The sequence below is a fragment of the Mycobacteroides franklinii genome (assembly GCF_001853795.1).
Taxonomy (GTDB): Bacteria; Actinomycetota; Actinomycetes; order Mycobacteriales; family Mycobacteriaceae; genus Mycobacterium; species Mycobacterium franklinii.
In genome coordinates, this window is record NZ_MLIK01000004.1 from 66,528 (window position 1) to 79,222 (window position 12,695).

Consider the following 12,695-nt stretch of genomic DNA (forward strand, 5'->3'; position numbering starts at 1 on the left):
TCGCGTTACCGGCCGCCGTGGTCCACCATTCGAATCTATGCCGCGCAACCCGTTGAACCCCGCCGGTGAGACACCGGACATGGGAATCCCGCAGTCGATCGCCGGATCGATGTCGATGGCCGAACAGTACGAGTGGCATCGCGGGTACCTGCGCCGTCATGCGGTCTCGCGCCGCAACTTCCTGCGGGGTTCGGCGGCGGCCGCCGCGGTCGCCGCATTGGGGGTATCGCCGTTCGGACGACGGGCGTATGCGGACGAGGCGCAGCTGGGGGTCGCCGGTAGGCGCGTGGGATATGGCGCGGACTCCTCGAGCCAGCTCGGCTTCTCCGGCCAACTGTCCAGGAATCCACACGGCACCAAGATCTTTCTCGACCATGGCCCGACGCCCGACCTGGGCGCCTCCCTGGAGGCCGAGGTGCGCAACCTGGTCACCCAGATTCCGTCCAGCGACCACGGAGTGCTGGCGGCCGAACAGTTCTACGTCCACGCGCCCGTGCACGGGCTCGCCGGGGGCACCGAGCATTTCTACCGCTGGCGTACCGAGGACGGTTTCCTGGGCGATATCCGGTCGGCCGCAACGGCAATACCGTCCGCGCGAAACGCGCTCGCGCCCTTCCGTTTCACCATGATGGGCGATCAGGGCACCGATGAAACCCCCACACTCCCACCAAATCTGACACCCGGTGAATACGACGACAACGGCTACAGCGCGGACAACGACCCCACGATGCCGCACACGCTGAACGTCATGAACCAGATCGTGGCCAGCCGGCCCGACTTCCACATCCTGGCCGGCGATATCGCCTATGCCGACCCATCCGGGATGGGTAAGTCGCCCCAATTCGTGTCCGGTGGCGGCAAGGCCCCGGCCGGATTCGACAAGTACAACCCCTTCGTCTGGGACGTGTACCTGACGTCCATCGAACCCAGCTCCTCGACCACACCGTGGATGTTCGCCACGGGTAATCACGACATGGAGGCGGCATACGGCCACCACGGTTACGGCGGCCACCTGGCGCGTCTCGGGTTCCCCGGCAACGGCCCCGCCGGATGCCCGTCGGCATATTCGTTCACGTACGGCAATGTCGCCGTGCTCTCCTTGGACGCCAACGACGTGTCCTACGAGATCCGGGCGAACACCGGCTACTCGGGCGGGGCCCAAACTGGTTGGGTGGGAAGAACTTTAGCGGCGTACCGAGCCAACCCGAATATCGACTTCATTGTCTGCTTCTTCCACCACTGCGCCTATTCCACGACGCTGTCTCATGCCAGCGACGGTGGCGTACGTGACGCGTGGTGTGCACTGTTCGATCGCTATCAGGTAGATCTGGTACTACAGGGCCACAATCATGTCTTCGAACGCACCGATCCCATTCGTGCGGGACGGCCGACCGGAGAGGCCGGGGACAACGCCACCGTCGACCCGGAGACCGATGGCACCGTGTATTACACGGTGGGCTCCGCGGGCCGGCCGCGGTATGACTTTCAGCCGGGTGAGCCGGAGGGGTATCGGGGCCGCGAGCTCGCAGACACCTTGGTACCCAACAGCTTTGTGTGGGCGCCCGACGGTAGTAAGCATGCCGAAGCTGTCACGTGGTCCCGGGTACGTTATCGCAACTACGCCTTCATTCGCGTCGACGTGCGTCCCGGAACCTTGGTCAGCGAGATGGACGTCACCGCGGTCGACGAATACGGCCGCGAGTTCGACAAGGTGACCTATCGCCGCCGGGTACGCGCGGGAGCGTCCTAGCCGAGCTTGGTGATCCAGCCGTGCGTATCGGCGAAGGTGCCGCGCTGGATTCCGGTCAACGTGTCACGCAGGGCCATGGTGACCTCACCGGATTCCCCCTCGCCGATGGTGAATTCGCCACCCGAGTACTTGACGCGCCCGACCGGCGTGATGACCGCGGCCGTCCCGCAGGCGAACACCTCGGTGATCTCCCCGGAGGCCGTCTTCTTCTCCAGCTCGTCGACGTCGATCTTGCGTTCCTCGATGGCGAAGCCTGCATCGGAGGCCAGCTGTAGCAAGGACTTCCGCGTGACGCCGGGCAGCAGAGAACCGGACAGCTCGGGGGTCACCAGGCGTGCCTCGCCGTCGCGCCCGAAAACGAAGAACAGGTTCATCCCACCCATTTCTTCGATGTACCGGCGCTCGATGGCGTCGAGCCACACCACCTGATCGCAGCCCTCGTCGGCGGCCTGCGCCTGGGCGACGAGCGAGGCGGCATAGTTGCCACCGGTCTTGGCTGCGCCGATCCCGCCCGGTGCGGCACGCACGTACTCATGCGACAGCCACACGCTGACCGGCTTGATGCCCTTGGAGAAGTAGGCGCCCGCGGGTGAGGCGATGAGCAGGTACCGGTATTCGTCGGCGGGCCGCACGCCGAGGCCGGCTTCGGTGGCGATGATGAACGGACGCAGGTACAGCGATTCCTCGCCGCCACCCGGTGGCACCCAGTCGGCGTCGACCGCGATGAGCTGGCGCAGTGACTCGATGAACAGGTCTTGCGGCAGCTCGGGGATCGCGATGCGACGGCACGATTGGATCAGCCGTTCGGCGTTAGCCTCGGGACGGAAAGCGGCGATGGTTCCGTCGGGCTGGCGGTAGGCCTTGAGTCCCTCGAAGACCTCTTGCGCGTAGTGCAACACGATGGCCGACGGGTCGAGCGTGATGGGGCCGTACGGCATCACTTGCGCGTTGTGCCAGCCATTTTCGGCGTTCCAGTCGATGGACACCATGTGGTCGGTGAAGTACTTCCCGAATCCCGGCGCCGCGAGTACCTCAGCCCGACGCGCCGGGCTCGCCGGTGACGGGTTGAGTTGCCGGGTGAACTCGGGAAGCGGATTCATGCTCGGCAGTCTAGCCGTCCGCCGTCGCCAAATTCGAACCCATTACCCGACGTTGACGTCGACGAATGGCGGCTTGACAACCTCGCATTCGATCTCGCGGCCGCGCACGTCGACGACGACGGTGGATCCGTCCGGGATCTGGGCCGCGGTGTCCAGCAAGGCCAGCGCGATTCCGGTCTTCAGGGTCGGCGAGAAGGTCCCCGACGTGGTCACCCCCACCGGCTGTCCGTCGGAAAGCACCGCGAGGTCGGGGCGCAGCACACCCCGGCCGGTCGCCCGCAGACCTCGCAGGGTGCGGGTGGGGCCTTCGCTCTTCTCCCGGGTGAGCGCATCGCGCCCCCAGAACGCGTCCTTCTTCCAGCCGACGGCCCATCCGGCCCGTGCCTGTACGGGGCTGATATCGGCGGAGAGCTCATGACCGTGCAGCGGATAACCCATCTCGGTGCGCAGCGTGTCGCGCGCGCCCAGACCGGCCAGCTGGCCACCCGCCGCGGTGATCACCGGCAGCAGGGCATCGAACACCGCACCGGCGTCATCCCAGGACGGCAGCAGCTCGTAGCCGTGTTCGCCGGTATATCCGGTGCGGCATACCCGCACCGGCAGGCCGTTCAGCATCGCGTCGGCGTAGGCCATGTACTCCATATCCGTTGGCAGGCCGAGCTGTTGCAGCACCTCCGCGGACTTGGGCCCCTGCACGGCCAGCACCGCGTAGTCGCGGTGCTGATCGGTGACGGTGATTCCCTCGGGGGCCTGTTCCTGCAGGGCGGCGACCACTGCCGCGGTGTTGGCGGCATTGGGCACCAGGAAGATCTCGTCGTCGGATACGTAGTAGGCGATGAGGTCGTCGATGACTCCGCCGGTCTCGGTGCAGCACAACGTGTACTGAGCCTTGCCCGGTCCAACCTTGTTGAGATCGTTGGTAAAACACGCATTGACGAACGCGGCGGCGCCCGGGCCGCGCACCAGCGCCTTGCCGAGATGACTCACGTCGAACAGGCCGACTGCCTCGCGAGTGGCGGTGTGCTCCCCTACCGTGCCGGCGTACGAAACCGGCATGTTCCAGCCGCCGAATTCGGCGAAGGTGGCGCCCTGTGCGGCGTGCCGGTCATGGAGGGGGCCAGGAATCGGAGCAGCAGTCGGCGGCGTCATGGCGTTCACCCTAATTGGCTCATCATTCGCTTTCACTAGGCTGTGAGCCTATGAGCGCATACACGGCACCTTCGTTCACCCTGGCCACATCCATTCCGCAGCGCGGAGTCTCCGCCGCGGTGCTGCTGGTGGGTGTACGCCCCAGCGAAAAGGAGTCCGACAAGGGCCCCAAGGTGGTGGACGCCCAGCTGCTGGACAAGGCGGCCGTGAAGGCCATCGAGACCGCACTCAAGGCGGTCGGGGCGACCGGCTCGGCCGAACAGCTCAGCCGGGTGGTGGTGGACGGATTGCCGGTGGCCAGTGTGCTCGCCGTCGGGCTGGGGAAGGGCGACAGCGCCGAGACGATCCGTCGTGCCGCCGGCGTGGCCGCTCGCTCGCTCGACAACGTCGAAACTCTGGTGACCACGCTGTCCGAGCGTGATGTCGACTCCACCGTGCAGGGCCTGGTACTCGGCGGGTACCGCTTCGCGGAGTTCCGTAGCGCCAAGACCGCACCCAAGGACGCTGGGCTGCAGAAGGTTACGTTGCTCGTCGGCGACAAGGGCCGCGCGCAGAAGGAAGCCATGGAGCGCGGTGCCGCCGTCGCGGCCGCCGTCGTGACGGCCCGGGATTTTGTGAACACTCCGCCGAGCCACCTGTTCCCCGCCGAATTCGCAAAACGTGCAAAGGCTTTGGCGACCACCGAGGGCATCGAGGTCGAGGTGCTGGACGAGAAGGAACTGGCCAAGGGCGGCTACGGCGGCATCGTCGGAGTCGGCAAGGGCTCCTCGCGCCCGCCGCGGCTGGTGCGGTTGACCTATCGCGGCGCCAAGGGAAAGAAAGCCAAGACGGTCGCGCTCGTGGGCAAGGGCATCACCTTCGACACCGGCGGCATCTCGATCAAGCCCGCCGGCGGTATGGAGAACATGACCTCCGATATGGGCGGGGCGGCAGCGGTTATCGCCGTCACCCTGTTGGCCGCTCGCCGGCAACTGCCCATCGACGTGATCGCGACCGTGCCGATGGCCGAGAACATGCCGTCGTCGACGGCGCAGCGTCCCGGTGACGTGTTGACCCATCTGGACGGCACCACCGTGGAGGTCATCAACACCGACGCCGAGGGCCGCCTGATCCTGGCTGACGCCATCGTGCGGGCCTGCCAGGACGAGCCCGACTATCTGATCGATACCGCGACGTTGACCGGGGCGCAGGTGGTGGCCTTGGGCACCCGCACCCCCGGCGTGATGGGCACCGATGAGTTCCGTGACCGGGTGTCGACCATCTCGCAGTCTGTCGGCGAGAACGGCTGGCCCATGCCGCTCCCCGAGGAGCTGCGCGACGATCTCAAGTCCCGGGTGGCCGACCTGGCGAACGTCACCAATCACCGCAACGGCGGCATGCTGGCGGCCGGGCAGTACCTGCGGGAGTTCGTGGCGGACGGGGTGCAGTGGGCGCATATCGATGTCGCGGGCCCGGCGTTCAACACCGGCGGGCCGTGGGGCTACACGCCCAAGGGCAGCACCGGTGTGCCGGTGCGAACCATCTTCGGAGTACTGGAGGACATCGTCACCAACGGGTAAAGCCCGTCAGGCGCCTTCCTCGGCCGCGCGGCGCTTGAGGATTCTCTGCCGGGCGTCGTAATCACGTTTGCGTTGCGGGTATCCGGTGCGGTGCACGTCGTACACCGGGATCTTGAGTTTCTCGGAGATCCGCCGGGCACCCGCAACCCCGCCGACGCGTCGGCGGGTCCACTCACCGTCACCTGCGATGAGAATCACGGTGACATCGGAGAAGTTGGTCTGCGGCTCGACGAAGGCCTCCACGCCCGTGCGTACCGCGGCCCACGCACCGAGGTAGCGCAAGTCGTCGTTTGTGCCTTGTTTGGTCTGCCCCTCTCGCTTGCCGCGGAAGGCGTCAATCCATGCCATTGGCTCATGGTGCCAGCTAATTCTGAGAGCGTGCTGTCATCCGACCGAGAATCTCTTCAGTCTGCTGGTCTGCCCCGCGACAAGGCGCACCGTGGACTTCGGGACGTCAAGGTACTCGGCCAGCAACGCCACCGCGGCCTTGTTGGCCTTGCCGTCGATCGCCGGCTCCCGGACGAAAAGTGTGAGTGTGCCGTCGCCGGCAACCTCCACCGCGGGGCCCTTACGACTGCCGGGTTTGATGACACAGACGACTGTGCGCTCGCTCACTCGTAGATCTTGGACCCGGGCAGGCGCGTCGTTCCACACAGTGACAGGATTGACCCGGCTCCCACTCAGCTGTGGTAAGCCATGAAGTGTCCGCATTGTTAGTGCCGCTGTCCGAACCGTTTTCAGGAGTGGAAACCATGGCCTTCTCCGTCCAGATGCCCGCCCTCGGTGAGAGCGTGACCGAAGGGACGGTGACACGGTGGCTCAAGCAAGAGGGCGACACGGTCGAAGTCGACGAGCCACTGCTTGAGGTGTCTACCGACAAGGTGGACACCGAGATCCCCGCTCCCACTTCGGGTGTATTGAGCAAGATCGTCGCCCACGAGGACGACACCGTCGAGATCGGCGGAGAGCTCGGTGTGATCAGCGAGGCCGGGGAGGCTGCTGCACCTGCCGCGCCCGCCGCCGCGCCGGCTCCGGAACCGGCACCTGAACCCGCTGCTGCCCCTGAACCCGCCCCGGCCTCTGCTCCCGAACCCGCTGCTGCCCCGGCAGCTGCTGCCGCGCCGGCCGGCTCCGGCACCTCCGTCAAGATGCCCGAGCTTGGTGAGTCCGTCACCGAGGGCACCGTGACCCGCTGGCTCAAGAAAATCGGCGACGAGGTCGGCGTGGACGAGCCGCTTGTCGAGGTGTCCACGGACAAGGTCGACACCGAAATCCCGTCGCCGGTGGCCGGTGTGCTGCTGAGCATCTCGGCCAACGAGGACGACACCGTCGCCGTGGGCGGCGAGCTCGCTGTCGTGGGTTCCGCTGGTGCTGCCCCCGCCGCGGATCCGGCGCCCGCTCCCACTCCCGCCCCCGCGGCAGCCCCTGCCGCTCCACCGGCTGCACCGGCTCCGCCCGCGGCCCCTGCCCCACCGGCACCCGCGCCTGCCGCACCGGCGCCTGCGCCAGTGTCTGCCCCTGACGCGGCACCGGCTCCCGTCGCCAACGGCGCCGCGGGCGACAACCCATACGTCACCCCGCTGGTGCGCAAGCTTGCCGCCGAGAACAACGTGGATCTGTCCGCGCTCACCGGTAGCGGCGTGGGCGGACGCATCCGCAAGCAGGACGTGCTCGCGGCCGCCCAAGCCGCGAAGACACCTGCGGCCCCCGCGCCATCGGCTGCCGCACCCGCCGCTGCCGTCGCGTCCGCACCTGCGGCCCCCGCGGCGTCGCTGGCACACCTGCGCGGAACCACGCAGAAGGCCAACCGGATTCGTCAGATCACCGCGAAGAAGACGCGCGAATCGCTGCAGGAGACCGCCCAGCTGACCCAGACCCATGAGGTCGACGTCACCAAGATTGCGGCGCTGCGGGCTCGCGCCAAGGCGGCGTTCGCCGAGCGTGAGGGCGTGAACCTGACGTTCCTGCCGTTCTTCGCGAAGGCGGCTGTCGAGGCGCTCAAGACGCATCCGAACGTCAACGCGAGCTACAACGAGGACTCCAAGGAGATCACCTACTTCGACGCCGAGCACCTGGGCATCGCGGTCGACACCGATCAGGGTCTGCTGTCGCCGGTGATCCACAACGCCGGCGACCTGTCGCTGGCCGGACTGGCGCGCGCCATCGCCGACATCGCCGCGCGGGCCCGTTCCGGGAACCTCAAGCCCGACGAACTGGCCGGTGGCACGTTCACCATCACCAACATCGGCAGCCAGGGCGCTTTGTTCGACACGCCGATCCTGGTACCGCCGCAGGCCGCCATGCTGGGCACCGGCGCGATTGTGAAGCGTCCCAGGGTTATTCGTGACAATGCAGGTAACGAGTCGATCGGTATCCGGTCGGTCTGCTACTTGCCGCTGACCTACGATCACCGCCTGATCGACGGAGCCGACGCGGGGCGGTTCCTGACAACCATCAAACACCGTCTGGAAGAGGGGGCTTTCGAGGCGGACCTAGGTCTGTAGGCCTATGGGATCTCAGCGGGTCGTCATCGCCGGGTCGTCGGGGGTGATTGGGTCGGCGCTTGTCGCGTCGCTGCGTGCCAAGGACCACACCGTGGTTCGCCTGGTGCGCCGCGACCCGATGGGTCCCGACGAACAACGCTGGGATCCGGCAAGCGGACAGATCGAGCCGGGCGCCCTCGATGGCGCCGACGCCGTCGTCAATATGTGCGGGGTAGGTGTCGGCGACAAACGGTGGTCGGGCGCCTACAAACAGCAGATCTACGACAGCCGCATCATCCCGACGGAGGTGCTGGCCGGCGCCGTCGCCGATGCCAAGGTGCCGGTGTTGATCAACGCCTCGGCGGTCGGCTATTACGGCGACAGCGGGGACCGCGTCATCGACGAGACCGCCTCCAGCGGTACGGGCTTCCTTGCCCGTGTGAGCGTCGACTGGGAAGCGGCAACCGAGGAGGCCGTCCAGGCCGGAACCCGCGTCGTGGTCGTGCGCACCGGCCTGGTGCTCTCCCCCGCTGGCGGGCTCTTCGGCCGGTCGCGGCCGGTGTTCTCCCTCGGTCTGGGCGCCCGGCTGGGCAACGGGCGCTGGTACATGCCCTGGATAAGCCTTGAGGATCAGATCCGCGCCCTCGAATTCGCCTTGGCCGAGTCGACGCTGTCGGGCCCGGTCAACCTGACCGGGCCTGCGCCGGTGACGAATGCCGAGTTCACCGCCGCGCTGGGCAGGACATTGCATCGCCCAACCCTGCTGGTGGCGCCCCAGTTCGCGCTGCGCGCCGTCCTCGGGGAATTCGCCGATGCCGAACTGACCCGCAGCATGCGCGTCATCCCCGCTGTCCTGGAGCAGCACGGATTCCAGTTCGAGCATCACACCATCGGCGAGGCGCTGGCCTACGCCAATAACAGTCGACCGATGAAGTGAGATAATGGAACCTGTGCACCGCTCTCATGGATCCATCCGGTCCAGCGCCGATCCCGTCGATGTACGGGATCTAGGCGTCATCGACTATGAGGCTGCCTGGGAGCTGCAGCGCGATATCGTCGAGGCGCGTGTCGCCGGTGGCCCGGACACCCTGCTGATGTTGCAGCACCCCGCCGTGTACACGGCGGGGCGGCGCACCGAGCCGCAGGAGCGGCCGATCAACGGGGCACCGGTCATCGATACCGACCGCGGCGGAAAGATCACCTGGCACGGGCCCGGGCAGTTGGTCGGCTACCCGATAGTGCAGCTGGCCGAGCCCATCGACGTGGTGAACTACGTTCGGCGCGTTGAGGAATCGATCATCGCGGTGTGCGCGCGGCTCGGTGTGCACACGATGCGCGTCGAGGGCCGCTCCGGTGTGTGGCTGGCTGCGGGCGGTGGAAAGCCGGAACGCAAGATCGCCGCGATCGGAGTCCGCGTGCAGCGCGGGGTCACCATGCACGGGTTCTCGCTGAACTGCAACAACAGCCTGGACGCCTATCTGCCGATCGTGGCGTGCGGCATCAGCGATGCCGGCGTGACGACCCTGTCGGCCGAGCTGGGCCGCGATGTCACCGTCGAGGAAGTGCATGACCAGGTGGTTTCCTCACTTGTGGATGCGCTCGAGGGGCGGCTTCCGGTCGGGGCGACCGTATGACCGAACCGCGCAAGCTGCTGCGGCTGGAAGTCCGCAACGCCCAAACTCCCATCGAACGCAAGCCGGACTGGATTCGCACCCGCGCCAAGATGGGCCCCGAATACAAGGAACTCAAGTCGCTGGTGCGTTCCGGCGGACTGCACACCGTGTGCGAGGAAGCCGGATGCCCCAACATCTTTGAATGCTGGGAAGACCGCGAAGCCACGTTTCTCATCGGCGGCGAGCAGTGCACCCGTCGCTGCGATTTCTGCCAGATCGACACCGGTAAGCCCGCCGACCTGGACCGCGATGAGCCCCGCCGGGTGGCCGAGAGCGTCCAACAAATGGGGCTGCGGTACTCGACGGTCACCGGAGTGGCCCGTGATGACCTGCCCGATGGCGGCGCCTGGCTGTACGCCGAAACCGTGCGGTACATCAAGGAGCTCAACCCGGCCACGGGTGTGGAGTTGCTCGTCCCCGACTTCAACGCGGTTCCCGAACAGCTGGCCGAGGTGTTCGCATCCCGCCCCGAGGTGCTGGCACACAACCTGGAGACGGTGCCGCGGGTATTCCGCCGGATCCGGCCCGCATTCAGCTATGAGCGAAGCCTGTCGGTGATCACCGCCGCCCGTGAGGCGCAGCTGGTGACCAAGAGCAACCTGATCCTCGGCATGGGTGAGACCAACGACGAGATCCGCGAAGCGCTGGTCGCGCTGCACGAGGCGGGCTGCGACATCATCACCATCACCCAGTATCTGCGGCCCTCACCGAGGCACCACCCGGTTGACCGCTGGGTCAAACCGCAGGAATTCGTGGAACTTTCGGATTTCGCGCAGGGGCTGGGCTTCGCCGGTGTGATGGCCGGGCCGCTGGTGCGTTCGTCCTACCGGGCCGGGCGGCTGTACACGCAGGCGATGGCGCATCACGGACGGCCACTGCCCGCCACCCTGGAGCACCTGGCCTCGGCGGGCTCGGCCCGCCAAGAGGCCATCAACCTCATCGGGTAAGAGGCACGGTGCGGACGGCGATATTCTCTAGCCATGCCTAAATCACTGAGTCCCGCCGAGGCCAAGGCTGCCAAGGCCGAGGCAAAGGCGCGTCGCAAGGCCGAATCGAAGGCGCGCCGCGCCCAGATGTGGCAGGCCTTCCAGATTCAGCGCAAGGAAGACAAGCGTCTGCTGCCGTACATGATCGGCGCATTCGTGCTGATCGTGGCCGTGTTCGCGGTCGCCGGGTACTTCTCGGGCGGCATCAGCACCTTCCTGTTCCCGATCCTGGGTGTGGTGCTCGGCGTGTTGGTGGGGTTCATCATCTTCGGCCGCCGCGTGCAGAAGTCGGTGTTCACCAAGGCCGAGGGCCAGAAGGGTGCGGCCGGCTGGGCGCTGGACAACATGCGCGGCAAGTGGCGCGTCACCACCGCGGTCGCCGGAACCACGCAGCTCGATGTCGTGCACCGTGTCATCGGACGGCCCGGCGTCATCTTCGTCGCCGAGGGTGCGCCCGGTCGACTCGGCCCACTGCTGGCCCAGGAGAAGAAGCGGACCGCACGCCTCGTCGGCGATACCCCGATCTATGACGTCATCGTCGGCAATGAGAACGGCCAGGTGCCGCTGTCCAAGCTGGAGCGTCACCTCACCAAGCTCCCCGCCAACATCACCGCCAAGCAGATGGACTCCCTGGAGTCGCGGCTGGCGGCGCTGGGCTCGCGTGCCGCGGCCATGCCGAAGGGTCCGATGCCCGGTCAGGCGAAGTCGCGCGGCGGGATGCAGCGCACCATCAGACGGCGTTAACTCCCGCGCTGAGCTGCAGCTCCAGTTTCTGGTGCCGACGCACCATGATGCTCGGAACCCACTGCGCACCATTGGGTTTGACGGTGAACTCACGCGTTCGGTCCAACAGCACGTTGATCGCGGTGCGCGCCTCCAGGCGCGCCAGCGCCGCCCCCACGCAGAAGTGCAGCCCCTTGCCGAAGGTGATGTGGCTGCGGGGGCTGGGCCGATCAAGGCGTAGCGCGTCGGGTTCCTCGAAGATCGCCGGATCGCGATTGGCCGCACCCCACAGCAGCGTGAGGTGACTGCCCGCGGGCAGCCCGACCCCACCCAGCGTGGTGTCCGTCAGCACGTGGCGGTGATGTCCGCGGAACGGTGACTCGAGCCGCAACACCTCTTCCAAGAATGTCGGCACGAGTGTCCGGTCATCCCGGATGCGCTGCTGCAATACGAGGTTCTCGCCGAGTATGCGCACCGCATTGCCCATCAGGCCGGCCGTCGACTCACCGCCCGCGCCCACCAGCTGCACCAGGATCATCACCCCGATGTCCAGGGTGATGTCGGCCCGATTGCACGCCTGCGCGAGGTAACCGAGCAGATCATCGCCCGGTGCCGCCAGTTCCTTCTCCAGATGTTCGCGCAGGTACAGGACCAGGTACATGGTGTCCGTGACGACCTGGGCCTGCCGCTGCGGGGTGTTGAGCCCACCGAGCATCTCGGTACTGGAGTAGCCCCATTGCACCAGCTGCGGCACGTCCTCGTCCGGCAGCCCGATGAGTCGGGCCACCATCGTCATCGGCAGCGCATCGCCCATCGCAGCCATCCAGTCGATGCCGTCCCCGTCGACGCCACGCCGCCACAGTCGCGCGGCGGTCTCGGCCATCGTGGATTCCAGGGCGGTGATCCGCTTGGCGACCAACGTGGGCAGCACCAGCTTGCGGTGGGCGTGATGGACCGGATCATCGCCGGTGGCCAGCACATGCCCGGGATCGGCCGGCGGTCCCATCGCGGCGACCGTCAAGCCGTCGTCGGATTTCATGAGTACGGCCGTCAGGTTGGACGAGAAATCCTCGGTGCGTTCGGTGGCCTCCACCACCAGATCCCAGCGCGAGACGAAGTAGAAGCCGGAGTCTGCCACCGGCCACACCGGTGCCGTCTCGCGCAGCCGCCGATAGAACGGATACGGGTCTTCCAGGACCTGCGGGTCGAACAATTCAACGGTGCTCATCACCATCGAGGCTGACAGATCGCAAAACCGCACGTCAAGGCATT

General features: G+C 66.9%; 12 protein-coding genes. 7 read left to right on the top strand and 5 right to left on the bottom strand.

Annotated features, from left to right (window positions below; translation table 11 throughout):
• The first annotated feature begins 37 nt into the window (after nucleotides 1–37).
• A complete protein-coding gene (locus BKG76_RS00835) occupies nucleotides 38–1,750 on the top strand; it encodes a metallophosphoesterase (protein WP_070935125.1) in 1,713 nt (570 codons plus the stop codon).
• Here the strand turns inward: BKG76_RS00835 and BKG76_RS00840 are convergent.
• Both BKG76_RS00840 and gcvT read right to left on the bottom strand, forming a co-directional pair.
• The gene (locus BKG76_RS00840) at nucleotides 1,747–2,850 is read right to left on the bottom strand and encodes a branched-chain amino acid aminotransferase (protein WP_070935126.1); all 1,104 of its coding nucleotides are present in this window, start codon (nucleotides 2,848–2,850) and stop codon (nucleotides 1,747–1,749) included. The two genes, BKG76_RS00835 and BKG76_RS00840, sit on opposite strands and share 4 nt — an antisense overlap.
• Nucleotides 2,851–2,892: 42 nt before the next feature.
• Nucleotides 2,893–3,999, bottom strand: a complete 1,107-nt coding sequence (gene gcvT, locus BKG76_RS00845) for a glycine cleavage system aminomethyltransferase GcvT (protein WP_070936759.1) — start codon at nucleotides 3,997–3,999, stop codon at nucleotides 2,893–2,895.
• A 50-nt stretch (nucleotides 4,000–4,049) separates the two neighbouring features.
• Between gcvT and BKG76_RS00850 the strand changes: the two genes are divergently transcribed.
• Nucleotides 4,050–5,558, top strand: a complete 1,509-nt coding sequence (locus BKG76_RS00850) for a leucyl aminopeptidase (RefSeq protein ID WP_070935129.1) — start codon at nucleotides 4,050–4,052, stop codon at nucleotides 5,556–5,558.
• Nucleotides 5,559–5,564: 6 nt separating this feature from the next.
• On the opposite strand, the gene BKG76_RS00855 is transcribed toward BKG76_RS00850, so the two are convergent.
• Nucleotides 5,565–5,906, bottom strand: a complete 342-nt coding sequence (locus tag BKG76_RS00855) for an oxidoreductase (protein ID WP_070935130.1) — start codon at nucleotides 5,904–5,906, stop codon at nucleotides 5,565–5,567.
• 36 nt (nucleotides 5,907–5,942) lie between these two features.
• Complete coding sequence (locus tag BKG76_RS00860) at nucleotides 5,943–6,173, bottom strand: DUF167 domain-containing protein (RefSeq protein WP_070935133.1); 231 nt, start codon at nucleotides 6,171–6,173, stop codon at nucleotides 5,943–5,945.
• Nucleotides 6,174–6,310: 137 nt separating this feature from the next.
• Here BKG76_RS00860 and sucB point away from each other — a divergent pair, with 137 nt between their 5' ends.
• From sucB to BKG76_RS00885, 5 genes are read left to right on the top strand one after another with little or no spacing between them, the layout of a single operon-like run.
• Nucleotides 6,311–8,062: a 2-oxoglutarate dehydrogenase, E2 component, dihydrolipoamide succinyltransferase gene (gene sucB, locus BKG76_RS00865; protein WP_070936760.1), complete on the top strand. Its 1,752-nt coding sequence runs from the start codon at nucleotides 6,311–6,313 to the stop codon at nucleotides 8,060–8,062.
• 4 nt (nucleotides 8,063–8,066) lie between these two features.
• A complete protein-coding gene (locus tag BKG76_RS00870; RefSeq protein WP_070935135.1) occupies nucleotides 8,067–8,978 on the top strand; it encodes a TIGR01777 family oxidoreductase in 912 nt (303 codons plus the stop codon).
• 4 nt (nucleotides 8,979–8,982) lie between these two features.
• Nucleotides 8,983–9,675, top strand: coding sequence for a lipoyl(octanoyl) transferase LipB (gene lipB, locus BKG76_RS00875; protein ID WP_070935137.1), 693 nt, complete (start codon nucleotides 8,983–8,985; stop codon nucleotides 9,673–9,675).
• Entirely contained in the window at nucleotides 9,672–10,661 is a 990-nt protein-coding gene (gene lipA / locus BKG76_RS00880; RefSeq protein ID WP_070935139.1) for a lipoyl synthase, read from the top strand. Before lipB ends, lipA begins: the two co-directional genes overlap by 4 nt.
• A gap of 33 nt (nucleotides 10,662–10,694) precedes the next feature.
• Nucleotides 10,695–11,444: a DUF4191 domain-containing protein gene (locus BKG76_RS00885; protein WP_070935141.1), complete on the top strand. Its 750-nt coding sequence runs from the start codon at nucleotides 10,695–10,697 to the stop codon at nucleotides 11,442–11,444.
• Here the strand turns inward: BKG76_RS00885 and BKG76_RS00890 are convergent.
• Nucleotides 11,431–12,651 (bottom strand): cytochrome P450, encoded by a 1,221-nt coding sequence (locus BKG76_RS00890; RefSeq protein WP_083337930.1) that lies wholly within the window; start codon nucleotides 12,649–12,651, stop codon nucleotides 11,431–11,433. The genes BKG76_RS00885 and BKG76_RS00890 overlap by 14 nt on opposite strands.
• Between the last annotated feature and the right edge of the window lie 44 nt (nucleotides 12,652–12,695).